General features: G+C 69.8%; 20 protein-coding genes. 6 read left to right on the top strand and 14 right to left on the bottom strand.

What is annotated here, in order from left to right:
• Positions 1 to 10: 10 nt before the first annotated feature.
• From AB0B02_RS29210 to AB0B02_RS29235, 6 genes are all read right to left on the bottom strand, one after another.
• A complete protein-coding gene (locus tag AB0B02_RS29210) occupies positions 11 to 772 on the bottom strand; it encodes an aldo/keto reductase (protein ID WP_357305703.1) in 762 nt (253 codons plus the stop codon).
• 7 nt (positions 773 to 779) lie between these two features.
• Positions 780 to 1,601: a radical SAM protein gene (locus tag AB0B02_RS29215; RefSeq protein WP_357305706.1), complete on the bottom strand. Its 822-nt coding sequence runs from the start codon at positions 1,599 to 1,601 to the stop codon at positions 780 to 782.
• Between the two features lie 35 nt (positions 1,602 to 1,636).
• Positions 1,637 to 2,947: a radical SAM protein gene (locus AB0B02_RS29220; protein ID WP_357305709.1), complete on the bottom strand. Its 1,311-nt coding sequence runs from the start codon at positions 2,945 to 2,947 to the stop codon at positions 1,637 to 1,639.
• Positions 2,948 to 3,052: 105 nt separating this feature from the next.
• A complete protein-coding gene (locus AB0B02_RS29225; RefSeq protein WP_357305712.1) occupies positions 3,053 to 3,403 on the bottom strand; it encodes a hypothetical protein in 351 nt (116 codons plus the stop codon).
• Positions 3,404 to 3,522: 119 nt separating this feature from the next.
• The gene (locus AB0B02_RS29230) at positions 3,523 to 4,563 is read right to left on the bottom strand and encodes a transposase (RefSeq protein WP_357305715.1); all 1,041 of its coding nucleotides are present in this window, start codon (positions 4,561 to 4,563) and stop codon (positions 3,523 to 3,525) included.
• A 249-nt stretch (positions 4,564 to 4,812) separates the two neighbouring features.
• Positions 4,813 to 6,795 (bottom strand): prolyl oligopeptidase family serine peptidase, encoded by a 1,983-nt coding sequence (locus AB0B02_RS29235; RefSeq protein ID WP_357305718.1) that lies wholly within the window; start codon positions 6,793 to 6,795, stop codon positions 4,813 to 4,815.
• Positions 6,796 to 7,266: 471 nt separating this feature from the next.
• Here AB0B02_RS29235 and AB0B02_RS29240 point away from each other — a divergent pair, with 471 nt between their 5' ends.
• Both AB0B02_RS29240 and pepN read left to right on the top strand, forming a co-directional pair.
• Positions 7,267 to 7,764: a glutathione peroxidase gene (locus AB0B02_RS29240; protein ID WP_357305721.1), complete on the top strand. Its 498-nt coding sequence runs from the start codon at positions 7,267 to 7,269 to the stop codon at positions 7,762 to 7,764.
• Between the two features lie 9 nt (positions 7,765 to 7,773).
• On the top strand, positions 7,774 to 10,215 hold the full coding sequence (pepN, locus tag AB0B02_RS29245) for an aminopeptidase N (RefSeq protein WP_357305724.1): 2,442 nt from the start codon (positions 7,774 to 7,776) through the stop codon (positions 10,213 to 10,215).
• A gap of 130 nt (positions 10,216 to 10,345) precedes the next feature.
• Here pepN and AB0B02_RS29250 read toward each other — a convergent pair whose 3' ends face one another.
• Positions 10,346 to 10,597: an acyl carrier protein gene (locus tag AB0B02_RS29250; RefSeq protein WP_357305727.1), complete on the bottom strand. Its 252-nt coding sequence runs from the start codon at positions 10,595 to 10,597 to the stop codon at positions 10,346 to 10,348.
• Positions 10,584 to 11,996 carry an AMP-binding protein gene (locus AB0B02_RS29255; RefSeq protein WP_357305730.1) on the bottom strand — a complete coding sequence of 471 codons (1,413 nt, stop codon included), beginning with the start codon at positions 11,994 to 11,996 and terminating at the stop codon, positions 10,584 to 10,586. Before AB0B02_RS29255 ends, AB0B02_RS29250 begins: the two co-directional genes overlap by 14 nt.
• Positions 11,997 to 12,134: 138 nt before the next feature.
• Here AB0B02_RS29255 and AB0B02_RS29260 point away from each other — a divergent pair, with 138 nt between their 5' ends.
• Positions 12,135 to 13,820: an AMP-binding protein gene (locus AB0B02_RS29260; protein WP_357305733.1), complete on the top strand. Its 1,686-nt coding sequence runs from the start codon at positions 12,135 to 12,137 to the stop codon at positions 13,818 to 13,820.
• A gap of 28 nt (positions 13,821 to 13,848) precedes the next feature.
• Here the strand turns inward: AB0B02_RS29260 and AB0B02_RS29265 are convergent, their stop codons facing one another.
• Positions 13,849 to 14,760: a hypothetical protein gene (locus AB0B02_RS29265; RefSeq protein WP_357305736.1), complete on the bottom strand. Its 912-nt coding sequence runs from the start codon at positions 14,758 to 14,760 to the stop codon at positions 13,849 to 13,851.
• Positions 14,761 to 15,320: 560 nt separating this feature from the next.
• On the opposite strand from AB0B02_RS29265, the gene AB0B02_RS29270 reads away from it, so the two are divergent.
• A complete protein-coding gene (locus AB0B02_RS29270; RefSeq protein ID WP_357305739.1) occupies positions 15,321 to 15,575 on the top strand; it encodes an acyl carrier protein in 255 nt (84 codons plus the stop codon).
• Between the two features lie 12 nt (positions 15,576 to 15,587).
• Here AB0B02_RS29270 and AB0B02_RS29275 read toward each other — a convergent pair whose 3' ends face one another.
• The 5 genes from AB0B02_RS29275 to tal all read right to left on the bottom strand — a co-directional run bounded on the left by AB0B02_RS29275 (position 15,588) and on the right by tal (position 22,702).
• Positions 15,588 to 17,426 (bottom strand): ATP-binding cassette domain-containing protein, encoded by a 1,839-nt coding sequence (locus AB0B02_RS29275; RefSeq protein ID WP_357305742.1) that lies wholly within the window; start codon positions 17,424 to 17,426, stop codon positions 15,588 to 15,590.
• Positions 17,423 to 19,036, bottom strand: coding sequence for an ATP-binding cassette domain-containing protein (locus AB0B02_RS29280; RefSeq protein WP_357305747.1), 1,614 nt, complete (start codon positions 19,034 to 19,036; stop codon positions 17,423 to 17,425). Before AB0B02_RS29280 ends, AB0B02_RS29275 begins: the two co-directional genes overlap by 4 nt.
• A gap of 325 nt (positions 19,037 to 19,361) precedes the next feature.
• Positions 19,362 to 20,333, bottom strand: coding sequence for a TauD/TfdA family dioxygenase (locus AB0B02_RS29285; protein ID WP_357305751.1), 972 nt, complete (start codon positions 20,331 to 20,333; stop codon positions 19,362 to 19,364).
• Positions 20,334 to 20,380: 47 nt separating this feature from the next.
• Complete coding sequence (locus AB0B02_RS29290) at positions 20,381 to 21,535, bottom strand: Gfo/Idh/MocA family oxidoreductase (protein ID WP_357305754.1); 1,155 nt, start codon at positions 21,533 to 21,535, stop codon at positions 20,381 to 20,383.
• Positions 21,536 to 21,577: 42 nt separating this feature from the next.
• On the bottom strand, positions 21,578 to 22,702 hold the full coding sequence (tal, locus tag AB0B02_RS29295; RefSeq protein ID WP_357305757.1) for a transaldolase: 1,125 nt from the start codon (positions 22,700 to 22,702) through the stop codon (positions 21,578 to 21,580).
• 318 nt (positions 22,703 to 23,020) lie between these two features.
• Between tal and AB0B02_RS29300 the strand changes: the two genes are divergently transcribed.
• Together AB0B02_RS29300 and AB0B02_RS29305 are read left to right on the top strand one after the other, a co-directional pair.
• Positions 23,021 to 23,932: a hypothetical protein gene (locus tag AB0B02_RS29300; protein ID WP_357305760.1), complete on the top strand. Its 912-nt coding sequence runs from the start codon at positions 23,021 to 23,023 to the stop codon at positions 23,930 to 23,932.
• A gap of 743 nt (positions 23,933 to 24,675) precedes the next feature.
• Positions 24,676 to 25,755 carry a ParB/RepB/Spo0J family partition protein gene (locus tag AB0B02_RS29305; RefSeq protein ID WP_357305763.1) on the top strand — a complete coding sequence of 360 codons (1,080 nt, stop codon included), beginning with the start codon at positions 24,676 to 24,678 and terminating at the stop codon, positions 25,753 to 25,755.
• Positions 25,756 to 25,829 lie beyond the last annotated feature (74 nt).

The following is a 25,829-nucleotide window of genomic DNA, read 5'->3' on the forward strand; positions in this document are numbered from 1 at the left end:
GCGTGCACCGTCAGGACCTCCAATCCGGGCCGGGCAGGTAATCAACCAGGTGCTCCACGGCCCGCGCTCCGATCACGACCGCCTCCGGGGCGTACCGGTCGGTGATCTCGGCGATCCGGTCGGCAATCACCTGCTGGCGGCGGTCGTCGGGCACCTCACGCAGACGGGCGCCGCCGCTGAACATGCTGCGCACCACGAGGCGGTACGGCTCCAGCAGCTCTCGTGTCGCCTTGTCGTCGGGGTCGAGCTGGTCGGCCTCACACATGACCACGCTGCCCGGCGGCAGCTTTCCGGCGATCAGCGGCATGCTCTCGCCGGGCAGCAGGACACTGACCCCGATGCGGTCCGCCTGACCGGTCTGCGCGCAGTGCCGGGCGAACCCCTCCAGGTCCAGCCCGGCCAGCGTTCTGGGCGTGGGGTTGTGCACCAGGGCGGCCTCAACCCGGTCTCGGCCCAACCGGTGCAGGCTGCCCGCCAGCGACCTGACCATGCCGTCCAGGGTGAAGTCCAGCTGCGGCAGGGGTGTGGTGATGTCGACGCCGACCTTGGTCCAGACCGTGGCCGAGCGCGGTACGACGCTGCCGATGTCCTCCTCGGCGCCCCCGCGGGCGTACACGGGTGCGGTGTCGAACGCGGTGAAGCCCTGAGCGATAGCCGTTCGCAGGAACTCGCGGCCCGCCTCCGGGTCACGGCCCAGCACCATGACACCGTTGAACGAACCCGAGGTGAGCATCGTGCCGACGACGGCCGCGGGTTTGGCGAATGTGTTCATCGCTGGCTCAACCTCGATTCTCCGGCCGGCAGATCGCCAGGCAGGACAGCTGGGTGTGGGGCGGGTCGGTGAACATGGCAACGAGCCCGTCCTGGATCTGCTGCCGTGGCGCGTGCACCGAAACCTGACCCGGGCGGTGGTACGGGCAGCGCCGCAGATGACCGTCGGCCGACAGGTAGACGCGCTCGGAGCCGCACGGCCGCTGCGGCGCCGCGCGCAGCCACGTCCGGTACTCGGTGACGATGCCGCGCAGGTCGTCGCTCAGCCCGAAGGAGGACTTGATCAGCTCCAGGTCGGCGTCGAGGTGCGGATTGTCGAACCGGTAGGTCGGCGAGTGCAGCAGCGGGCTGACCTCGACCGGTACCTGGGCCGCGGTGACGACCTGCTTGATGTCGGCCAGGTCGTCCTCGCCCACCTCGTAACAGGTGACGTGCAGCGTGGCGCGGTGGTGGCCGAGGGCGGCCAACACGGGCAGGGCAGAGGTGATGGTGCGGCCGGTACGCCCCAGTTCGTCCGCACGCCTGCTGTCCGCCGAGACGGTGACGTGGCTGAGCATGCCGGCTGCCGAGGCCAACGCGTCGAGGCGGGGGCCGGGCCGGGCCGCGGTGACGACGGCGACGCGAAAGCCGAACTGGAGCGCGACCCGTACGAGCTGCCGGAACTCGGGGTGGTCAGTGGGTTCACCGCCGGACAGGCACAGCTCCTCGACGCCCAGCTCACGTAATCGGGACAGCGCCCGCGCGTACGTGTCGAGGCTGAGCACGTCGCGCCCGGTGTCGGCGCGGAAGCAGAAGCGGCAGTTGACCGCGCACTGGTCCGCGGTGGACACCAGGACACCTTGCAGTTGTGGCATGGGCCCGTCCTTCACTGCAGGGCGGTGTGGTCGGTCAGCGCCAGCCGCACCCCGGTCCGGAAGAAGTCGCACATCTGCGGGTCGGGTTCCGGGTTGTGTCGCAGCGACACGTCGTTGCGTGACGGGCCCCCGCACACCGCCGCGGCCGGGCATTCGTCGCATTCCCGTGACGGCAGCAATTGCTTGGCCGCGGTCTGCAGCAGGCCCCGGTCGGCCCGCAGTTGCGCGATCGGGAAGGTGAACTGCGGATCGCGCCAGTTCAGGTCCAGCACCGAGATCCGGCCACCTGGAAGCAGCGCCGCATTGAGCCCGCCGTCCTGCTGGATGTGCTCGTACATCTTCGGCAGCCGGGTGTCGAGCGCCTGATAGATGCGGTCCATCGAGGAGAACAGCATGGCGCCGCGCGACAGCGCCAGCAGTCGGGAGCGGAAGACCGCCCGGCAAAGCGCCTCGCCGTCGACGTGCCACTTGCCGGAGATCGGGATCGGTGTGTTGACGTAGATGAACTGGATTCCCAGCGACAGGATGTAGTCGACGGTCTGGGGCATCTTCGCGACGTTGAGCGGGGTTGGCGTCAGGTTGCAACCGACGTGCACGCCCGCCTCGAGCAGCCGCTGCAGATTGCGGTGGATGCGCGGGTCGGCGGGTTTGCCGGACAGCAGGAAGCGTTCCACGACGTTGTCCTCGGGCACCCCGTCGAAGGAGACGCCGACGCCGTACTTGTACTCCTTGAAGTGCTCAATCATCTCGTCCTTGAGCAGGACGCCGTTGGTGACGACGGTGGACTGGACGCGGCCGACCCGGTGCCGGGCGGCGAGCTCACGGGCGTACTCGTCGCCGTACCTCATCAGATCGAACCGTACGGTCGGCTCGCCGCCGAACCACTGGATGGTGACCTCGGGCTGCCCGGCATTCTCCTCGAACAGGTACTCCAGGCCCTCGCGAAGGTCGGCGACGGTCATGTCGTCCTTGCCGGTGTTCGTGTCCACGAAGCAGTACGTGCATTTCATGTTGCAGGTGTCGGTCACCACGATCCGGTATCCGCTGATCCGGGCCGGCTGACCGGCCATGTTCAGCATGCGCAGCCGGTCGAGAAGCGCATCGCGGGGATTCGCCGGGCGTGGCTGCGGTGTGAAGCCCAGTTCTGCCAGCTCCGCGAGCAGGACCGGCTCGTGGCCGTGCAGCCGCAGTATCTCGTCGGCCGACAGGCTGACGCTGTCCAGCGACACCGGATCGAACATTGTTCCCTCGTCACCGAGCAGGTACAGCAGATACTTGTCCCATATCCGCAGCACGTCCTGCTCCGCGAGGCTGCTCGTCATCATGACCTCCTCATTGCCCGGCAATGCCGACATCGGACGGGGGTGGTGGCGCCGCCGGGCGCCTCGGACAGTGGCGGGACGCCCGGCGGACAACACTCGATGTGGCTACTTCTCGACCTTGATGTCGGCCGCCCTGAGGACCTCCTGGACCACCTCGGTGTACTGCTTCTTGAGGTGTTCCGTGTTGGCCGCGGTGGCGCCGTCGGCGAGCACCATGATTCCCGGCAGCGACGGGTTCGGCGCCATGACGACGATGCCCGGCGGGTCGAGGCTCACGGCCATGATGGCGTTCTCGATCGGCACCCAGTTGATCTTTTCCTTGACGGCTTCGATCACTTCGTTCTGGGTCGTCTTGAACTCCTCGCGCTCGCCGAACCAGACTCCGGACTTGCCGCGGGAGGCGACGGCGTCGGCGTACAGCAGGTGGTTGTCCTTCTTTTCGCGCGGTTTCGGCATCCTCGCACCTTCCAGAGAGACCAATGGATGGAACTGCTAGGCCCTGGCAGTGGCTGAAGTTAAACCCGTGCAAGCCGTCTGCGGCGGGCTCCGCCACTGAACGGGGTCGACAACGGCACTTAGCGTGAAGGCAGAAGACACGCGCTGGCGGCCAGCGCCAGCGTGATGTGCCGGTACCAGCCCTGGTAGGTGCGCAGCTGGTAGGCGTCCAACCCCGCGCGCGCCCGGGCGTCGTCGATGCAACGGCGAAAAGCCATGCTCGCGAAGACCGCCGGCACGACGTCCAGCGGCGCCCGCCCGGACGGGCCGCCGCAGATGAAGCGCATGCCGCTGTCACCGCCGCTGGACAGGATCCAGCGCCCCGCCCCACCCGGTGCTGGCGTACGGTTCCAGAACAGCGGCGAGACCCGGAACGTGTCTGGCAGGTTCGCCGGGTCACCGGCCAGGCGCACACTCGTCAGGCCGGGCCCATCCATCCCGAGCAGGTACGGCAGGCCACGTTCGTCCAGCCAGTCCAGCAACGGGGCGTGCCGCCCGTACGGTTCGACGGACACCAGACAGCCGACCGGCAGGCGCGCCTTCAGGCTGCGCGCCACGATCCGGCGCGCCAACTCGGCCTGGGGCTCAGCCGTGACGTGATCCGGAATGCCGGCCGTCCTCCGCCGCTCGGGGCTGCTCGCCCATGATTCGGGCAGGTACAGCTCCCGGTCGATCAGCGCACACCGCAGCCCGGTCGCATAACCCGCCAGGACACCGATCTGGCAGTTCTCCCGGCGCTGCCGGGCCGGCACGTACTGACGCTCGACAGCCACCGTACGGTCGCCACGCTTGACGAACTCGGTCGCGCCGGCGACCAGCACACCGTCGGCGGGGTCCGCGCTGCCGATCTGCTCCACGACGAACTGCCGGACGGCGTCGCGGACACCCTCGACGTCCCAGCCGGCGTTGCGCACCAGCCGCTGCATGCCGTCCGGGGAGCGTTCCCCGGCCCGCAGGGAGATCGCCCAGGCGTTCTTGCGGGCCTGCTCGCTAAGTAGCATCGTGATGTACGCCCACACCCGCTGCCGCGGCTCGGCACGCACGAAATGGCGGCCGATCTGCTCACGGAACTCGGCCAGCTGGCGGTCCCCCCCGGTGTCGGTGACGATGTCTGACGACACGAATCGACCTCCCGGCGTTGCAGGTTGCCGCAGCCCTTCGATCAGGGCAAGCAGCCATCTCGGGCGCGGCTTGCACAGTGGACGGCCACCGGCCGTCGACGGTTCACCGCGAGCCGCTCGACGCAGACCGCGGCTCGGTTCACCCTCAACCGGCTCGACCTTGCCTGCCGTGGCTGCCGATGTACGGCCGGCAGCTGATAGTCGACCTGCCGACTCCCGCCGGCGAGTACGACCATGTGGCGCGGGCGCTCACCGCGGCCGGGTGGTCGTCGGCGAGGAGCCGGTCACGTTCCCGATAGCGCTCTCGTTCTCGATCGTGACCGGCGGCTCGTCGAACGCCACGTCGAAGCCCAGCACGCGGCCGGCGAACCAGAGTTCGGCCCGGGTGCACCGGTGGATGTTCTCGTCGATGCGGAACCCGTGCCGCTCGTGTCTGAACTCCAGGTAGCCGCAGGGTACGCCGTTGGCCCGGACCGCCTCGAACATCGCCCGCGCCTGACCGGCCGGCACGACCGGGTCGTCGAGTCCCTGGAACATGAGCAACGGCCGGGTCACGCCGCCCACCGCGCGCAGCGGCGAGCGGTCCCGGTATGTCCGGCGACCGGCCGGATAGGGACCCACCAGCCACTCGCAGTAGTGGCTCTCGAACTTGTGCGTGTCCTGGGCGAACACCTCCAGGTCGGCGATCCCGAAATAGCTGATGCCCAGGTGGAAGACATCGTGGCGGGCAAGGGCGTTGAGCACGGTCAAGCCTCCGGCGCTGCCGCCCTGGATGATCAGGCGCTCCGGGTCGACATCGCCGCGGTCCACCAGGTGACGGGCGCCCGCGCAGCAGTCGGCCGCGTCCAGCTCTCCCCAGCGGCCGAACAGCCGGCGCAGGTAGGCCCGTCCGTACCCGGAGCTGCCGCCGTAGTTGACGTCGAGCACGGCCACCCCGCGGCTCGTCCAGTACTGGACGCCGTAGTCGAGCATCGCGGTGGCACCCGCCGACGGTCCGCCGTGGGCCCGGACCAGCAACGGCGGTCGTGTGCCGGCCGGTGCCCGGAAGTCCGGATTACGGGGTGGGTAGTAGAAGGCCCACGTAGGCCGGCCCTCGCTGTCGAAGACCACGGTTTCCGGCTCCGACAGGTAGCGGCGGTCGACCTCGATGATGCCCTGCACCCGGGCGACCACCGTGACGTCGGCCGAGCCCGGGTCGACCTCGACGACCGAGCGGACCTCCCACGCGGTGGCTGCGTCGAGAACGATCCGGTCGCGGCGCGCCCGGACCACCGATCCGCAGTCGACGAACGGTATCGGCAGCGCGGTCACCGTATCGGCGGCGGGGTCGATGACGTAGAGCCGCCAGCGTCCCTTCTCGACGCCGGCCGCCGCGATGCGCCCGCCCGGGAGGAACGCGTAGTTGATCAGGTGCAGTACCCACTGCGGTCGGGCGAAGTCCACTGCCATCGGGGCCAGCGACCCGGTGTGCCCACCCGTGAGCCGATACAGGTTCCAGAAGCCAGATCGGTCCGATACGAAGTGCAGCACGCCGTCCGGGGCCCACTGCGGTTGCAGCACCGACTCGCTCGGTCCGCCGGTGACCAGGCGGGCACCGTACGGGGTGCCGGCATCGTCGAGGTCGGCGACCCATAGTTCGGAGCCGTCCCACGGCATGTTCGGCGCCGACCACTGGATCCAGCACAGCTGGCGGCCGTCCGGGCTCACCCGCGGCGAGCAGAGGAAGTCCGGCCCGCTGACCAGCGGCACCGGCGGGCCGCTGCCGTCGCCGGGCACGGCGACGACCTCGTGCACGGGGAGACCGCCACCGACCGGGTGGCGTTCGACCAGGGCGAGCAGCCGGCCCCGGCTGGGGTCGGCGTGCAGGTCGGCGTAGCGCACCGACGGGTTGCCGCCGGTGATCGGCCGGCCATCGGTGTCCGGATCGAACCGCCAGACCCGCTGATCGCCGTCAGACACCGCGAACACGACACCGTCGCGGGCGAGGAAACTGCCGCCGCCGTACTCGTAGACGCTGCTGCGCACGCTGAAATCGGCGGGGCCGACGTCGGTGGCGGCACCGTCGCGATGGCGCAACAGGGCGACCCGGCCACCCTGCTCCGGGCGCTCCTCCGTCCAGTAGACGTCGTCGCCGTCCACCTGGATCTCCCCGAGCCGGAACACGCTGTGCGCGGCGTGCTGCTCGGAGACGGGGGAGGACCAGGAGCCGTACGGGGTTACATGGACAGTCACGGTCGGACCGTACCGGCGGGCCGCGTACCGGCCCACCGTCGTCCGGGTGTTCAACGTCTGCATGCTGTGGTGGTCTCCGTCGACCGGCGATGACGAAGCTGATCGTCGCGCGGCGGCCCGGCCGCACCGCCGCGGTCGCGCCGCCAGCCGGCATGCGCGGACCGGTCGAGCGCTATGCCGGGGAGGCACTGCGCGCAGGCTGATACGCCATTGACCAACTGCGTTTTGCCCGCAGTTGAACGGAACAAATCTCGTTATGCCAGGTGATAGCCTGTTGCTAATAGTTCCGGGAGGCTGACTCCGGTAGTTCTTCCCAAGAATGGGCGGGCGGTGCTTTCCACCGCGTTGACCGCCTGGCTCAAATGCGCCTCGCCAGTTCGTGTGAGGACTCGCGCTCAACCTAAGCAGCGCGTGGAATCGAGCACCTGAACGATCACGAAGGACGCCCGCCGCCGGGGTAGCGTGATCGGCATGGGCGTATACGACATCTCCATCGCAGGACTCAACGGCAGCCCCGACCTGCTCGCCGGCCGCAAGGGCGATCTGACCCTGGTGGTGAACGTGGCCTCGCGGTGCGGGCTCACCCCGCAGTACACGGGACTGCAGAGCCTGCACGACTGTTTCGCCGCTCAAGGCTTCTCGGTCATCGGCGTGCCCTGCAACCAGTTCGGTGGTCAGGAACCCGGCAGCCCGGCGGAGATCGCGGCGTTCTGCGCGACGATGTTCCAGGTGACCTTCCCCCTGACCGAGAAGGTGGAGGTCAACGGACCCGGCCAGCACCCGCTGTTCACCACCCTGACCGCCGCCGCCGACGGATCCGGGCGGGCCGGCGACGTCGACTGGAACTTCGAGAAGTTTCTGGTCGACCGCGACGGCGCCGTCGTCGCCCGGTTCCGTCCCGGCACCGAGCCGCAGGCTGACGAGATAGTGTCCGCGGTCGAGGCGGGCCTCTCGGCGACGAAGGCCTGAACGCGGCCGGTGACGAAGCTGCGGAGCCTGACCCACGAGGAGGCTGTCCAGCGGGCCGCCATCCTGGCTGTCGAGCGCTACGACATCGCGATCGACCTGACCGGCCTGCCGTCGGGGCCGATGGTGCGGTGTGTGTCGACGGTGACGTTCACCTGCCGCGAACCGGACGCGCAGTCCTTCGCCGACTGTGCCGCACCGGTCATCAGCGCGACGCTCAACGGCGTCGCGCTACCGGCGGCCGTCGACGGTCGGATTCCGTTGCCCCGCCTCGCCGCGTACAACACGCTGCGCGTCGAGACTGAGCAGGCCGACACGACCGGAGGCGCGGGTGTGCACCGGGCGGTGGATCCGGCCGACGGCGAGGTGTACGTCTGGACCACCTTCGAACCAGACAACGCCCGTCACGTCTGGGCCTGCTTCGACCAGCCGGACCTCAAGGCGCCGCACACCTTCACGGTGACCGCGCCCGAGGCGTGGACCGTGGTGAGCAACAGCCCGGCCGAGCGGGCCGACCCGGATGGCGGCGCACGTCGCTGGACCTTCGCGCCGACCCCGCCGCTGTCGCCGTACAACACGGTCGTCAATGCCGGTCCACTGCACGAGATCCGCCGCACCGTGGGCGGTTACGACCTCGGCCTGTACGCGCGCCGGTCGCTCGCCGACATCCTCGAACGGGACGCGGACGAGATCTTCACGCTGACCCGGCAGGGCCTCGCCTTCTTTGCCGAGGCGTTCGCGATGCCGTTTCCACAACAGAAGTACGACCACGTCTTCATGCCGGAGTTCGGCGGAGCGATGGAGAACTACGGCTGCGTGACCTGGGCCGACTACGCGTTGCGCCGCGTGCCGCCGACACCGGCCGAACGGCACTACCTGGCTACCGTGCTGCTGCACGAGATGGCACACATGTGGTTCGGCAACATCGTCACGATGCGATGGTGGGACGACGTCTGGCTCAACGAGGCGTTCGCCGAGTTCGCGTGCCACTGGGCGGCCACGGACGCCACGGAGCACACCGATGCCTGGGCCTGCCAGCTCGCCGCCGACAAGATCTACGGATACCTCGTCGACCAGAGCCCCGGCAGCCATCCGATCCGGCAGGCCGTCCGTGACGTCGCCGAGGCGGCCGCGATCTTCGACGACATCACCTACGTCAAGGGCAGCGCGGTTCTGCGGCAGCTCATGATCTTCGTGGGTGAGGACCGGTTCCGTGCCGGCATGCAGACGTACTTCGCCCGCCACGCCTGGGACAACACGACTCTGCAGGACCTGATCGACGCCATCGGCGAGGCCAGCGGCCGCGACCTCAACGCGTGGCGCGAGGTATGGCTGGACACGGCCGGCACCGACCGGTTCACGCTGGTGCACGACGGTGCAGGCCCGGTGCTGGTGGGCCACCGGCCGCAAGGCCCGCCGCGGCCGCAGGTGCTGGGGGTGGGCGCCTACCGCTGGGAGTCGGGCGAGCTTTCACGGACCGCGCTGGCCCGGGTCGAGGTGGCTGGCTCCCGGACACCCGTCCCGCTGCCTGCCGGGGCGGACCTCTACCTGGTCAATGACGACGATCTGACGTTCGCCGCCGTCCGCCCCGCCACCGGTGACAGGACGGCACTGATCGCGGCCGCCGGTTCGCTGCCGACGTCGGTCTCTCGTGCCGTCGCCGTCGCCACCATCTGGAACATGCTCACCGACGGTGACGTGACCGCCGCCGCGGCGGTGCACACGCTCACCTCGGTGCTCGCGGTGGAGACGTCGGGTGCCGCGATCGAGTCCTACCTGACGCGGGCCGGTGATGCGGCGCTGCTCTGGGCGCCGGACGAGCAGCGCGCGGCGCTGACCTCCGAAGTCCGCACGGTCGCCGCCGCGTTGGCCGCCCAGCCCACCCAGGCCCGGGCCGCCCGGCGGGTGCTCGCCCGCATCGCGATGAGCCTCGACGACGTGGCCGGCCTGCGGGCCGATTTCCAGGACGACATCGACCTGTCCTGGCGCCTGCTGATCCGCGCGGCCGCGCTCGGCGCCGCCACCCAGGACGCGGTGGAGGAACTGCTCAGGCGAGACACCGACCCGGACGCCGGCAACCGGGCGCTCGCGGTCCGTGCGGCCACGCCGGACCCCGGCGAGAAAGCCGCGGTCTGGCAGGCCGTGGCCGTGGACCGTACGGTGTCGTTCGCCGCGATCCACGAGATCGCCGCCGCGTTCTGGCAGCCCGGCCAGGGCGAGGTGCTCGCGCCGTTCGGTGAGCGCTACCTCCAACTGATGCTCAGCCTCGACGAGGTCGGTATGGTCGCGGCGATCTACTACAGCCAGGCACTGTTCCCGGTGTTCGGCATCGGCACCGACTTCCTCGACGAAGCGGAGAAGGTCGCCCAGGCGGCGACCCCGGTCGCCCGACGGCGGATGACCGAGCGGCGCGACGAGGTGTGGCGTATGTTGCGGTCCCGCTCCGCCGGATAGCCGCCAGTGAGCCTCTTCCGAGCGACCGGATCACCGAGGTTGCCCGGCCCAGTGCGGCCGGCTCGCGCGCCGGCAGCAGCGCGGACGGCCCGCGATGTGACGGGGCGGCGCCACCCGTACCCAAAAGTGTTTAAAAGGTGTGCTGACCGTAGACGCTGAGGTGACGTGCGAAGGTCTCGAAGTCCGGCGCTTCGACGAGGTCGGCGGTGTCGACGACAACGCCGAGATCCTCTGCCAGTCGCATGACCAGTTCGACCGCCGTGATGGAATCGCCGCCCAGGTCGAACAGGTTGTCCTCGTGGTGGACCTGGCGCCCGAACACCTGCGCCGCGGCGGCCAGCACGGTGGCCAGGACGGCATCGGTGTTGTCATCGATCGGCATGGCTGCCCTTCGGTCGCGGCGGAAGTGGGGCGGACAGGGCCGCCGGCAGCGCGGCGCGGCGGATCTTGCCGGTGTCGGTGCGAGGCAGGGTGCCCGACCCCACGGTAACGACCTCCACATCGGCCAACCCCATGTCCTCGGCGAGGCTGCGTACCCTGTCGGCGAACGCGTCGTCGAGACTGCCCTCGACCAAGCAGCGGATGCTCTCGCCGCCGACCGCGACGACCGCGTCGGTGACCTCCGGCATGGCGCGGACCCGGTGCTCGAGCAACGCGGGCCCGTCCTCGTCGCCGGTGCCGCGGCCCACGACGTAGAGGTAGCCGTCGTCGTCGAGAAATCCGATGTCGCCGGTGTCGGTCAACGACCGGGGGTCGCCGCCGAGGTCGACGGCTCGGTAGCCGACGTGGATGGCGCCGATCTCACCGGCCGCCGCCGGGGCGCCGTTCCGCACGATCGTCACCCGGACGCCACGCAACGGACGGCCTGCCGTGCCAGGCCGCAACTGCCACTCCTCCGCGCTCACCTCGGAGATGGTGCCGATGGAGGTGCCGTAGTACTCGTGCAGGACCGGGCCGTACCGTTCCATCACCGCTCGTTTCACGGCCGGCGCGGTCGGCGACCCACCGTGGAACAGGCGGCGCAGCCGGTGTGCGGGCGGCCGCTGCGACGCTGCGATGTCGGCGAGTTGGTCGGGGGAGAGGAACGCGCTGTCGGCACGGTGGGTGTCGACCGCGTCGTTGAACTGGTCCGCCGACCAGTGCGACATGACCACCACCGTGCTGCCGGCCTGCAGGGCGTACAGAGCCGGTGCCAGCGTGCCGAAATGAAAAGTGGGATTGGCCATGATGTGCGGGCCTTTGCTCAGACCGGCGGCAAGCCCTTCCAGAACTGCCACCCCGCGATACGGATACCACGGGCGTCGGCGTATCACGACGTTTTTCTCGCCGGTCGTGCCGGAGGTGGCGAAAACCAGAAAGCCGGCTCGCGGAAAATCGCCCGCCGGACTGACGCGGTCACCGAGATCGAGTAGGGTATCGACTGTAATTGTCGTTACCGGTGACGTCAACTGCGCTGCGCCGGCGAGCACGTCGAGGCGTGCACCGGCCGATCGCAGCAGCCGCAGCCTCGATTCCGCGTCCATCTCCGCGGCCACCGGGAACAGCCCGTACCCGCCGCGCAGCGCCGCCAGGACCAGGGCGAACAGCTGTGGTCCGGTGCTCAGCCCGGTAGCGGCCACCATGCCGTCGACCGCGCCGGCCGCGGCCAGGCCGCGCTGCAGTCGGTCGGCCGTCGCGGTCAGTTCCCCGAAGGTGCAGGACCCGTCGTCGGCGATGACAGCGGTACGATCCGGATCGGCCTCGGCCGTCATCCAGGGATTCCAAATATAGTCGGCAGGCATGACCTGAAACCCTCCGTCGCGGTGCCGCAAAATTATCAGAAGCAAAGACGAGTGCCTATTTTGGCGTCGCGCTCATCCGGCAGATATCCTCCGGCGCAGACCAAACGGTGCGAGGCGCACACAACGAGGTGACTTTCGATGGTTGAATCGCGGGTGCACGGCGACAATCCGTACCGTTGGCTGGTTCGCCATGCGACCACGCGGCCCGACGTGGCGGCCGTCGCCGACTGGAACGACGCCGGTCAACCGGCCTGGCTCTCGTACCGCGACGTGCACCGCGCGGTCGATGTCCTGGCTCGCGGACTGTGGGCGGCCGGCGTCCGCTCCGGCGACCTCGTGCTGATCGCCCTGCCCAATGACCACACGTTCGTCGTGACCCTGCTCGCCTGCGTGTCGGTGGGGGCCATCGCGGTGCCGGCGCCCACCCCGGCCGCTACGCGCTCGGATGCGTTCGGCGAACGCATCCGAGGCATCGTGGCCGACGCCGCACCGCGCATCCTGGTGACGACCCGCGACAGCGAACCCGAGCTGACGGCGGCCCTGAACTCCGGCACCGGCGCCCAGGTCGTCTGCGTCGACACGTTGCGTGAACACGGGGGGTCGGCCGGGCCGATCAAAGAGGAGCCGGCGGACTGCCCGGTCGCCGTCCTGCAGTACACCTCCGGCTCCACCGGCCGGCCCAAAGGCATCGTCGTCACGCACCAGGCGCTTGTTGCCAACTGCCGGCAGGCCGCCCGGGCGTACGACGAGAGCGTCGACGATGTCGGCGTGACCTGGGCGCCGCTCTATCACGACATGGGTCTGGTGACCGGGGTCATGCGCCCGCTCTTCTCCGGATACCGGTCCCTGCTCATGCAGCCGCGTACGTTCGCCCGGTCGCCGGGCACCTGGCTGAAGGCGATCGCCGCCGTCCGCGGCACGGTGTCCAGCGCCCCGAACTTCGCCTACGAGCTCTGCGTCCGCAAGGTTCCGCCAGCTGCGGTGCGGGAGCTCGATCTGAGCTGCTGGCGCCTCGCCCGCAACGCCGGCGAGGTGGTCCGGGCCGCGACGGTGGACCGGTTCACCGCCCACTTCGCCGCAGCGGGATTCGCCGAGACCGCCCTGTGCCCGGCCTACGGGCTTGCCGAGGCGACACTCACCGTGACCACGACGACCGCGACGGTACGCCCGCACCGGCTCGCCGTCCGCCGCGCCGACCTGGAACGAGGCCGGGTCGTGCTGGCCGCGCCCGGTGAGGTAGGCACCGATCAGGCGGTCACGCTGCTGTCGTCCGGGGTGCCTCTGGACGGCACCCGCGTGAACCTCGAGGAGACCCCCGACCGGCTGGGCCCTATCGTCATCGCCGGCCCGCAGTTGGCCTCCGGCTACTGGGAGGGCGCGGTGCCTTCGGCCGCCTCGGCGGAAGGCCCGCGCCCGACCGGCGACGTGGGGATATTCCACGACGGGCAACTGTTCGTGCTCGGGCGCGACGACGACACGCTGGTCTTCCATGGTCGCAAGTTCTTCGTCGCCGACCTGCTCCTCGCCTGCGTCGACGTGCCCGAGCTGCGGCCGGGCCGGATCGCGCCGTTCGTCTCCGACCAGGGTGAGGCGGTCTGCGTGATCGCCGAGCTGCGGGACCCGCAGAGCCCCGACGGCGAGCTGCGCCGGGTGGCACGCGAGGTGAAACGGACGCTGTACCGTCGCGCCGACCTGCTCGTCCAGCACGTCGCCTTCGTCGGCCCGCTGGGCCTGCCCGTCACGACCAGCGGCAAGGTGCGGGTCTCCGAGGTCCGCCGCCGGTTCGAAGCGGGCACACTGCCGCTGTTGACGGCGGTCGAGTGAGGCGCCACGATGCCTGCCGGGTGCCCTCCTACCCCGGGGGCAGCCAGCGGGCGGACATCGACACCGGCGCTTCGAGCCCGTGGTGTGCGACGAGCGGCTCGCCGAGCCACAGGGCGCAGCGGAGCCGCCAGAGGATGTTGCGGGGCGAGCGGTGGCGCGGCCACACCTCGGGGTCCACCACGCCCCACCTGCCCAGGGTGTCGAGGAAGAACGGGTCCACCGGCACCCAGCGACCGCCCACCCGCAGTTCGACCCAGGAGTGCGGGAACGGAAAGAGCACTCCGATGAACAGCCCGCAGGCCGGGCGGGCCACCACACCGAGCTCCGACGCCGTACGCAGCAGGTGCAGGCAGGCGAGCTGGCAGTCGGCCAGACCGGTCCGCCGCAGGAACGGCAGATCCTCCGAGAGCGCGTTGGGCAGCCGGTGGAAGCTGAGCTTCGCGACTGCCGCGAGGACTGCCAGCGATCTTTCGTCGAACTCGTGCTCCTCATCGACGGGAGCAGCTCGCAGCACGACGAAACCCTGCGCCGGATCCCGCTGGCTGACGACCTGGGTGCCCGAGGCGAGCGCCTCGCTCAACACGAACTCGCACTCACCGGCATGACCCGGCTCCGGACACCGCCAATGGATGGTGAGTTCGTAGTCACCGCGTTCCCGCAGCCGGCTGCCGGTGAGTGATCTCGCCCACTGCCGGACGATCGTCGTCTGCGGTGACGGCAGGCGAAGCGCCATGCCGACGTTCTCGAGGTCGAGCGCGTCGCAGCGCAGGTCGTCGCCGCGGCCCCGATGCGGCAGTCCCATGCCGATCAATTGGTCCAGCAGGGCGGCCTGGACACCGTAGCGCCGTCGAGCCTCATTGGGCGGTGTGCCGAACACCCGATGGGCGTCCGGCACCTCAAGCACTCTGTCCACGATGGCGCGAACCGCTTCGTCGGGCATCGGCCGGCTCCCTCGGGTTCGTGGTGCGGCTCAGCCGCGCCCTATAGAGATCTGTGCCGACGGCCTTGGCCGGCGGGTCGTCCTGAGCGCCCTGCCGTGGCGATGACCACCGCCGCGCCGCGCTGCCGGTGACGGTCACTGCGGTCATATCGATCTTCGGGGCTGTGCTCGAATAGTGCGCGCGCAATAACGTAATCGGGCAGGAATTGGCCGCTGGAGACGTGATTTCCGCCGACCCTGACATCGCATTGTCGGCTTTGTCAACACCTATTGACGAACGCGTTCGCTGTTTTTTCCAGGCGTCACGCTGCCGACCCGGCCTACTGTTCGCGGCAGGTACGCCTCGTTGACATGGAGTTCGAGCCGGTGATAACTTCCGTGCCGATATTCGATCCGCAGGCTGAATCCGCCGTTGTTCGAGGATTCAATCCGTGAATGCCACGTCACATGGTGCTGATTTCCGAGTGTGCGACCGCGGACGTTCCGCAGTTGGACACGACTCGCGCTGCCGGCGCCATCACCACCGGAGCGGCCTGGCCATCACTCGGAAGGTGCGGGGAATGAAACGAGAGTGGGACAGCGGCTTCGAAGAGGTGCTGCGCGAGGTGATTCCGCCGGACCGCCATTTGTCGCTGCACCCCGACGTCCACCTGATGGGCATCGGGCTGGACTCCATGGGAGTGATGCAGCTCGTCGCTCTGCTCGAGGACCACTACGACATGGTCTTCCCGATCGAGCTTATGACCGCCGACGTGCTGGCCACCCCGAAAACCCTGTGGTCGGCGGTCGAGGCGGCCCGCGCCGCCGCGGAATAGCACTGGTCCGCTTCACCACGGATCCGCCGGTCCGCCGTCGGCGTTCTCGGGCGTCGACGGCGTCAGATGGTACGCCGTCGCCTGCAGACCGTACAACCGGCTGTAGAGGCCTCCCTGCGCGACGAGCTGCCCGTGCGTGCCGTGCTCGATCAGCTCACCCTTGTCCATGACCAGGATGAGATCGGCGTTGTCGATCGTCGAGAAGCGGTGGGTGACCACGACGGTGACCGCACCCGTACGGCGGGCCAGAAGCCGGGCCCGGGCCACGTACCGCTGCACGATCTCGTGCTCGCTGGGCGCGTCGATGGACGCCGTCGGCTCGTCGAGGACGAACAGCAGCGGGTCGGTGCGCATGCTGGCGCGGGCGAGCGCGGTCCGCTGCCACTGCCCCTCGGACAGGTCCACGCCGCCGTAGGCCGGGCTGAGCCGGGTGTGCAGCCCCTCCGGCAGCCGCCGCACGAACGCCTCGGCGTCAGCGGCCCGGATCGCGTCACCGACCCGGTCGGCGTCGTCGAGGTGCGACAGGTCGCCCGCGCCGACCGACTCGGCGAGGGTCGTCTGCGGATACCGGCCGAAATCCTGGAAGGCCACGCTGGTGCGGGCGCGCCAGCCTTCGGTGTCCAGCATCGTCAGATCGGCGCCGTCGACCAGGATTTGGCCCTCGCCGGGCCGGTAGAACTTGTTGAGCAGCTTCACGAGCGTGGTCTTTCCCGAGCCGTACTCGCCGACGACGGCCACCACCGAACCCGCCGGCAGGTGCACCGACACGTCCCGCACGGCGGGCTGGGCCGCGCCGGGGTAGGTGAATCCGACATGGCACAGGCTGATCCCGTGGAGCAGGGTGCCCGGAACCGGCTGCCGGCCGCGGGCTGCGGGTCGCTGGCCGGCGACGTACCGGCGCAGCCACAGGTACGGCTCGATCACCCGGCTTGCACCCAGCGCGCCGGCGACCTGGTTGACCGCCGCGCCCACCGACTGCTGCAGGGTTGCCGCCGCGGTGACGGCGAGCACGACCTGCGCGGCCACCACGGCACCGGCCTGCGGGCGGATGGCGGCGGCGAGGCATCCCATGAAGCCGATCACGAACACCGACCAGCCGGTCATTCGCCACCATGACGCGCCCAGCTGCGCCCGGTGTAGTCCCGCGGTGTTCTTGTCCCACGCCGCGCGCTGCCGCCGGCCCAGTTCCGCAGCCGCCCCGGTCACCCGCAGCTCCTTGCCGGCCGACGCGGAGGTCGCCAGGTCGAACAGGTGCCGCTGCAGCGCGAACGCCTCCGCGTTCGCGGTCTCCGCGTCCGCGACCAGCCGGCGGCCCCGCCGGTCGCACCACAGCGGTACGCACGCCAGCGGCATGAGTGCCAGCAGCCACGGGCTGACCCAACTCAGCAGGAGCAGTACGGTCACGAGCCGCAACAGCACGAACACGATCGACACCGCGGACCACAGGCTGGCCACCACGTTCCAGGAGGCGGTTCGCAGCAGGGTCATCCGGGCCTGCACGTCGCCGCGCTCGAGGTGCTCGGTGCCCTCCGTCGTGGCGATGTCGGTGACGATCTGCGGGTCCACCCGTACGTCGCTCACCTGGCTCACGGCCCGGAAGATCAGGCTCGGGCGCAAACCGCGGACCATCACGTTGACGCTCGAGATCAGGGCCAGGGCGCCGGCGGCGGCGAGCGCCGCACCGGGCGAACGGTCGGACGCGCCCGCGACGGCGGCACCCGTGGCGGCGGCGACCCCGACGGTGGCGATCAGCCCGCCGAACTCCGCGCCGAACAGGCCCGCGGTCAGCTTCGGCTGCTCGCGCCACGTCGTCGCCAACAGCTCCGACCACAGCGTGAGGTAGCGTCTCACCGCGACACCTCCGGGTCTGTCCGCGTGTCGTAGCCACGGTTGAACCGCTCAGCCTGGATCCGGAACAACCGTGCGTACCGGCCGCCGGCGGACATGAGCGTGTCGTGCGTTCCGCTCTCGACCACCCGGCCGTGTTCGAGGAACACAATGCGGTCGGCCAGCCGTACCGTCGAAAGCCGGTGCGAAATCAGGACGAGGCCGGCCTCGCCCCGGTGCGCGGCCAGCCGGCGGAACACCTCGAACTCCGTGCTCACATCCAGGTGTGCGGTGGGCTCGTCGAGGACCAGCAGCCAGGCACCGCGGCGCACCGCGTACAGGGCGCGGGCCAGCACGACCTGCTGCCACTGCCCGCCGGACAGGTCGACACCACCGGTACGCGCTCGCGACAGCGGCGTCGACCAACCCTCGGGCAACCGGTCCAGCACCGGGTTCAGCCCGGCCGCACCAGCGGCAGCCATGATGTCCGGCTCGCTCACCGGCACCGACGCCCCGCCCAGGGCCACGTTGTCCCACGCGGGCAACTGGTAGCGCACGAAGTCCTGGAACACAACGGACAGATGCTGTCGCCACGCCTGCGCACCCAGCTGTCGGATGTCGGTTCCGGCCACCGTGATGCGGCCCCCGGTCGGCGTGTAGAGCCCGGCGAGCAGCTTGATGAGCGTGGATTTGCCGGCGCCGTTGAGCCCGACGATCGCCAGCAGCTCACCCGGCCTGATCTCCAGGTCCAGCCGGTCCAGCACCGGCGAGGACATGGCCGGATAGCGGAACGAGACGCCCTCGAACCGCACCACGCCCGGCGCGATTGCGGCTGGCCGGGCAGCGCCCACCCCGGGGGTCCGCAGCTCCTGGCGCAACTCCTGGGCGGCGCGCACAGCGGGAAGCGAAGCCTCCACGTCCAGCGCCTCGCCGCCGCCGGTCAGCTGGAGTGTGGACCAGCCCGCCGCGAGTACGGCGGTCAGCACGGGCACCGACACCTCCCCTCGCGCGGCCTGCAGCGCCACCAGCCCGTACGCGAGAAGCAGCGGGGGACCGACGACGGCCGCGGCCTTCCACTGGGCCTTGTTGGCGTGCGCCTCCGAGGCCCACCGCGGCGCGAGCATCGCCAGCCGGTGCCGCACCAGGCGATCGACTGCCCACCCGGCCAGGCCGAAGCTGCGCACCTCCTTGCCGTCGGTCCACTCGATGGCCAGCCGTTTCCAGTCGTCGGCCTGAAGTCCTTCGGCGACGCCGACACGCTGCATGCTGAGGTGCTCGAGCAGTTGCCGCCGCCACATCGCCCGGACCATGAGCGCCGGCACCAGCACGAGCAGCGCCAGCCACCAGGCGTACGCGAAAAGCAGGGCGCTCGACGCGACGATGCCGGCATAGCGCGACAGGACCCGCAGCTGCGCCACGACGCCCTGTCCGGGAGTGCGCTCGGCCCACGTGTCGGGGTCCGCCCGACCGATCCGCAGCAACTCCTGCACGTGCGGGCGTTCCAGCGGCTCGATGGTGGGGCTCGCCGCCGCGAGACGGGTCAGTTCGGCGCGCTGCGCACCGTCGACCGTCTGGGCGATCAGGAAGTCGACCGGAACGAGGCTCTCCTGCACCATCCAGCCCGCGAGCAGCACGAGACCGAAGACGGCCAGGGGCCACGATATCGTCGTCAGCCGGTCGTCGTGGGCCTGTGTCAGCCGGGCCACCAGCCATGCGGTGGCGATCGCGGTCCCCGCCGGGGTCAGCGCTTCGAGGAGGTGTAGGCACACCGACCGGGTGAGCAGCGCGGGTCGAACGGACCGCAGGGTCGCGAGCAGCAGCTGTCGATCGGCCGATGATCGAGATCGGCGAATGCGGGAGTACACGGTCAGGCTCCGCCTCTCACCAATTCACTTATCGGTCTGTCGGTCCGCCCAGCTCTCGGGCACGACGAGCGGGGCGGACGATCGTCCGGCCGCTTCAGGCGGTGGCGACGTTGCGGGTCGCGGTGAACGGCTCGCCGGCTACCAGTTCGGACTCCTGGCCGTTCGGGCCGACTGGGCACTCGCCGATGAGTGTGACCCGGTAGAGCGTGCGCCGGCCGGTGAGATCCTCGACGTTGGTCGGCGCCAGGTGCGCCGTGGCCCGGTTGTCCCAGAAAGCCACCGTGCCCGGCTCCCACCGCAGCCGGACGGTGTACTCGGTCCGGGTGATCTCGTCGTACAGCATGTCGAGAAGTGCCACGCTCTCGCGGTGCGACACGTCGACGATGTGACTGGTGAAGCCCGGGTTCACGAAGAGGGTCCGCTCACCGGTCACGGGGTGGACCCGGACGACGGGATGGATGGCCACCAGCGGGTTGGCCATGATGCGTTTCGCGTACGGGCTGTCCGGCGGCGGGTTGTCCGGGCCACCGTAACGGTGCTCGGCCCGCAGTTGGTTCAGGAAGGCCCGCATCGGCGCGGACAGGCCTTGGTACGCCGCGGCCAGGTTCGTCCACATGGTGTCTCCGCCGTACTCCGGGACGACCTCGGCGCGCAGGATCGAACCGGCCGGCGGGTTCACCGCCGGGGTGATGTCGGTGTGCCAGCCGGTGACGTAGTGGAACTGGCGGCGCTGCTTCTGCTTGATGTATCCGTCGCCGTAGCGGGCACGGTGCCACTGCGGGTCCACCGTGAAGATCTCGGGAAAGCCGTCCGGCGGTGCCTCGTCGTGGGGATGGGCGTACGTAAGATCACCGAACTGCCGGCCGAAGGCGATGTGGCTGGCGTGATCGAGACTCTGTCCACGGAAGAAGATCACCTTGTAGCGGTGAAGGGCGTCAGTGATCTCCTGGACGGTCCGCCCGTCCAGCGGCTGCGAGATGTCGACCCCGGATATGTCGGCGCCGATATGGGTGGCGGCAGGTCTTACCGAGATGGTCGTGGGCGAATCCGGCAGAGTGTCCGTCATCGTGTTCCTTCCGGTGAGCAGCGGAGCAGGGTGTTCATCTGCGGACTTCAGCATTTGCACACGAGCGTGCGGAACGGGGGCACCGCCCAGGGGGCACCGGCCTCGGCCAGGGAGACCCGCCGGCGGTGCGACTCCGCGAGCACCCCGTTGATCCTGTCGACCACCGACCCGTCGCCGCCGGGGTGCGGCCGCAGGAACGCGGCCGGTACCGCTGCCGGTGCCGGCGACCGGTGCAGCGCGTCCAGCACCGCGACGAAGCCGTGGGTGGCGGACAGGGGTGCCACCAGCGGTACGCGCGGATCGTCTCGATGGTCGAGCAGGTTCTCCAGCAGACCGGCCCGCCCGGTCTCGATCCGACGCGCGGGGTCGCCGCCCACCTCGATCCGGTCGTGCCGGTACTGCCAGCGGGCCTGCCCGCGCCCGCCGAAGAACGTCAGCGTGCCGTCGGTGAACCTGTCCGAGGCCACCGTCACCGCCACCTGGATCCGCCGGCCGCCGGTGAGCGTGACCGTCAGGCGTGCGGTGTCCTCGACCTCGATGTCCCGGGTGCGGTAACGCTCGACCTCGACCGCCTCGGGGACCGCGTCCAGGGCTTGCGCCGCGAAGACCAGCGCCTGCGCCAAGCCGTGCGCGAACTGGTTGGACAGCACCCCGTCACCGGTCGGACAGCCCTCGATGGTGCGCCGGCCAGCCCACGGCGAACGGCGGTAGTAGCTGTCCGGCCGCCACCACGACCCGGTGCAGCCGATCGCGGTGACCTCGCCGAGCGCACCGCCGCGCACCGCCGACACGAGTGCGGGCAGCGCGCGGGAGCCGAGCGCCTGAAAGCCGACCTGGCACCGGGCCTCGTGCTGATGCACCAGATCGATGAGCGATGCGTACTCGTCGAGCGTCACCACCGGCGGTTTCTCGACGAGGACGTCGGAGCCTGCCCGTACCGATTCGGCGGCGAGGCCGAGGTGGGTGTGCGGCGGCGTCGCGATGACGGTGATGTCCGGTTCGCAGCGGGCGAGCATGATGCGGGAATCGTCGAACACGGCCACGCCGTCGAGCGGTGCGCCGTCCGCCGCAGCAACCGGCCGCCGGTTGGCGATGGCGACGAGGCGCACCCGGCCGGACTGCTGAAGCCGGTGAATGGCGCGCCGGTGCTGCAGGCCGAAGCCGTTGGCGCCGATCAGGGCGACTCTCACCGCGCCGCTCATGCGATCACCCCCGCGATCCGGTGCGACTCGGGCTCACCGGTGTCACCGCGCGGCTGCCTCCGCCGTCACCGGCCGCAGCGACGCCTGCAGCCGGTCCAGCCCCTTGAGCCAGCTGCCCTTGAAGTCGGCGACACCCTCCGCTTCGAGCACGCGGGTCACGTCGTCGAAGTCGACACCGAGCGCTTCGAGCTCCGCGGCGACACGGTGCGCCTCGGCGAGGTTGCCCGTGATGACGTCGTCGCCGTTCAGCGTGCTGTCCGCGATCTGGTCGATGAGCCACTCCGGCAGCGTCATGACCGTGCCCGGTGCGACCAGTGCCTCGACGTACATCATCGCCGGGAAGGCCGGGTTCTTGACCGGCACGGAGGCCCACAGCAGGCGCGGCGGTGACACACCGGCCCGGGCCAGCGCCGCCCACCGCTCACCGGCCAGGAAGGCGGTGTGCCTCTCGTAGGCGAGCCGCGCGTAGGCGATGGATGCCTGGGCCTGCAATGCCTTGGCGCCCGGCGAGCCGATCTTCTCGAGCCGCCGGTCGACCTCGGTGTCGGTACGCGAGACGAAGAAGGACATGACCGCCCCGATCGTGGCCGGGTCGATGCCGTCCGCCACCGCCCGCTCCGCGCCGTCCAGGAACGCCGTCAGAACCGCCTCGTAGCGTTCGGGCGAGAAGATCAGCGTCACGTTGACGTTCACCCCGGCCGCCACCACCTCGGTGACCGCCGGCAGCCCCTCCAGCGTGGCCGGAATCTTGATGAGGACGTTGGGCCGCTCCACCAGCCACCACAGCGCCTTCGCGTCCGCGATCGTTGCCTCGGTGTCGTGGGCGTGGCGCGGATCGACCTCGAGGGACACCCGGCCGTCCGCGCCTGCGGAGGCGTCGAAGGACGGCCGCAACACGTTCGCGGCCCACCGCACGTCGAACGCGGTCAACGTGCGGGCGGCCTCGTCGGCGCACACGCCGCGCGCCGCCAGTTCGCGCAGGGGCGCCGCGTACTGCTCGTCCCGCTCCAGCGCGGCCGCGAAGATCGCCGGGTTCGTCGTCACACCGACGATGCTTCGTTCCCGGCACAGCCGTTCGAGCTCGCCGGAGCTGAGCCGGGAACGGGAGAGATCGTCCAGCCAGACAGTCGTGCCGGCGGCCGCGAGCTCGGTCAGTGGATCGCTCATCGTGTCTTCCTTTCCCACGCACTCATCAAGGCCGTGAGCACACATTACGGAAATGGATGCCCGATGACGGGAAGCGGCGGAACTGCTCAGAATTCAGCTCTCGCGCCCGCCAATGAATCGAACGGGATTCACCGGGAGACCGCGGCTGTCGCGACCTCCGTCGGCTGTCGGGAAACATACGTGCGGAACGGCCCGGCGACAACCGTCACCGGCCGGTGACCCGGGGCGTTCGAACGGGTATCGAGTCTGCCGTGACACCGAAGGCGGCTGCCGTATTAGCCTGACCGCATGGAGTCCCGGGGAACCTTCGGCGTAACCATGACCGTCACTGCAGATTTCGCGCCTTATCTGACTGCCGCGGTCGCGTCGTTGCGCAGGCACAACAGCGAGACCCCGGTCCGGGTGCTTGCCGATCCGCAGGCGGCGGAACTGCTGCGTGAGGTCGCCGTGCCGCTCGCCATCGAGGTCGTCCCCACGGGCCCGGCCGGCCGCCGGAACGGGAGCCCCCAGCACCCGCAGGAACAACTGATCCAGTCCCGCCTCGCGAAGATCACCGGTCTGGTCGAGTCGCCGTTCGACCCGACGCTCTACCTCGACTCGGACACGATCCTCCAGGACGACATCGGGAAGATCGTCGCCGAGCTGGCCCCGGCGCTGGATTCCGGGCACGACTTGATGCTGCTGCTGCGCAGGCCCACCGCGCCGACCCTGTGGGGCGACCGGCTCCTCTACTTCAAGGACCCGTCGATCCAGCGGCCCGACGCGGTACGGCTGCTCAACGACGTGTTCGGCATCGAGTTGACCGTCGACTCCCTCGACGAACTGGTCTGCTGGAACAGCGGCATCATCTACGGCCGGACGCGAGCCCTGCGTGTCGTCGGCCGGCGCTGGCTGGACCTATACCGCCGCGCATTCGACCCTCGTTGGCGAGACGTCCTCATCGCACGCGACCAGCTCCCGTTCTGGGTGACGCTCTGGGAGCTCCGCGACCGGATCAGTGTCGGGGAGCTGCCGCACCGGTGGAACTTCATGGCGGGCCAGATGCTCGGCCTTCCCAAAGGACTCCCCGAGCTGCCCGCCGACGAACGGCTCGACCGCGCCGCCGTGCTGCACCTGGCCGGTTGGAAGACCGAGAGGTGGGCGGTGGAACGCGTCTCGGCGCTGCTCAGCGCGGTGCCCGGCGCGCCGGCGCTCGATTCCGAGGCCGGCGCGGTGCGCAACTCGATCTAGATATTCGCCGGTCACGGCGCTTCGCCCTGGCGGAGTACGGGTGGCGCGCTGTCCCTTGTTCCGGCATGAGACCAGCCCGCCCGGCAACGTCAGTGTGCGGAGTTCGGGTGCGCGGGGGCTGGCCTATGACCTGAGCATGGCCAAGGTCGGCACAGCCGCCACCTTCAGGTGTGCCTATCCGCCCTGCCGGCGCCCCGCCGGGAACCGATCCTGTGGCGCCGTCCCGAACCCCGTGCCGGCCCGGGAAGGTGAAGCGGGCCGGTGATCTTAGGGCTGCCTGGTGGCTGTCGCCGTCCACAATGTGGGAAGGTTGAGAAAGCGCTTACCTGTAGGCGGCATCGCATGAGGCCGCTCCGGCGTCGACAGGTTGGCCGAACGGGAGGTCCTCTGCGGAGGTCAGGGCCCGAAAGGTTCGTACGAAGCCGCCAAGATCCCCGTTCCTGTGTGTTCAGAAGCGGGGCCGCGCTCCCGACTGGAACGGGGTAGCATGCGTTGCTTAAGATCGATTGTCGTGATAGAAACTGAATCGTTCTCGGCCGGAATGATGTGTCTCGGAAGAGCGTGAGAGCCATGTAGCGTGATCGATTGCCGCTCTGTCGGGCAACAATGCATGCTTGTGCGAGCAACCACATGGGGCCGTCCTGTTCATCGCGTGACTGAAGTGAACAAAAATGGGCGTTGTTCAGCGCTCGATGCATTTTCGTGCCCGGTTCATCAATGCACGAAATTGCCGTATGGTTGGCATGTTGGAGGAAGTCGCCAATTCACCGGAGGTCGTTGAGGAAATGTCTGGCAAGCTTACGGGGGCGGGAGAGAATCCCGGGCAGCGAACGTCCGACGGCGCCAAGGAGGGCGCCCTTCGGCAGGTGGTACTCGTCCGGATAGCGGATCTCGTGGAAGCGGATCTCCCACGTCTGGGCGGCATCAACGATGCCCACGTCGGCATCCTGGCGGAAGTGGAGGCTCCACTTCCGCCGATCTGTGTACACCACGGGACGATGCGCATCATCGACGGCGTGCACCGTGTGCGGGCCGCCCGGCTCAAGGGTCGCGACGTGATCGAGGCGTGGTTCTTCCACGGCAGCCTGGACGATGCGTTCTGCCTTTCCGTGCGGGAGAACATGGCGCACGGGCTCCCGCTGACGACGGTCGACCGGCAGGCCGCCGCGGCGCGCATCCTCCGCACCCGCCCGGAGTTGTCGGATCGGGCGATCGCGTTGGTCACGGGCATCGCCGCGCGGACGGTGGCGGGTGTGCGGCGGCGTCTGGGTGACACGACGGCCCAGCCGGTGCGCGTGGGCCGTGACGGCCGGGTGCGGCCGCTGAACGCTGCCGAAGGGCGGCGCCGGGCGGCCAAGGTGGTCCTGGCGCGGCCGGATGCCTCGCTGCGGGAGATTGCCCGGGAATCCGGCGTCTCCGTGGGTACGGCCCGCGACGTGCGGTCCCGGGTGCGGGCCGGTGAGAGCCCGGTGCCGTCGGAGAGCCGCATCGAGCACAGGGACGCCGGGGCCGCGAGCCCCGCCGTGGCACGCGAGCCCCGGCCCGTCGTGACCGGCCGGCTCCCGACGCGGACGCCCGAGATGGAACTCGACATGTTGCTGGACGGCTTGCGCCGCGATCCCTCATTGCGCTACACCGATTCCGGCCGGACATTCCTGCGCTGGCTGATGCCCCAGGTCTGCATGGTGGCTCAATGGCGTGACGCCACCAGCTCGGTGCCGCCGCACTGCAATGTGGTGGTCGCCCGAGTGGCGCGTGAATGCGCCCGGGTATGGAGCGATGTGGCCGACCAACTCGACGGATTCCACCGCGAATGTGCGTGACCGCGCAAGAGGCACGCGAATTCCAGTAACGGGCGTCACCCTTCGGGCGTTTCGCCGAACCATTTCGACGATAT

Source organism: Micromonospora sp. NPDC049240 (assembly GCF_040647835.1).
GTDB lineage: Bacteria > Actinomycetota > Actinomycetes > Mycobacteriales > Micromonosporaceae > Micromonospora.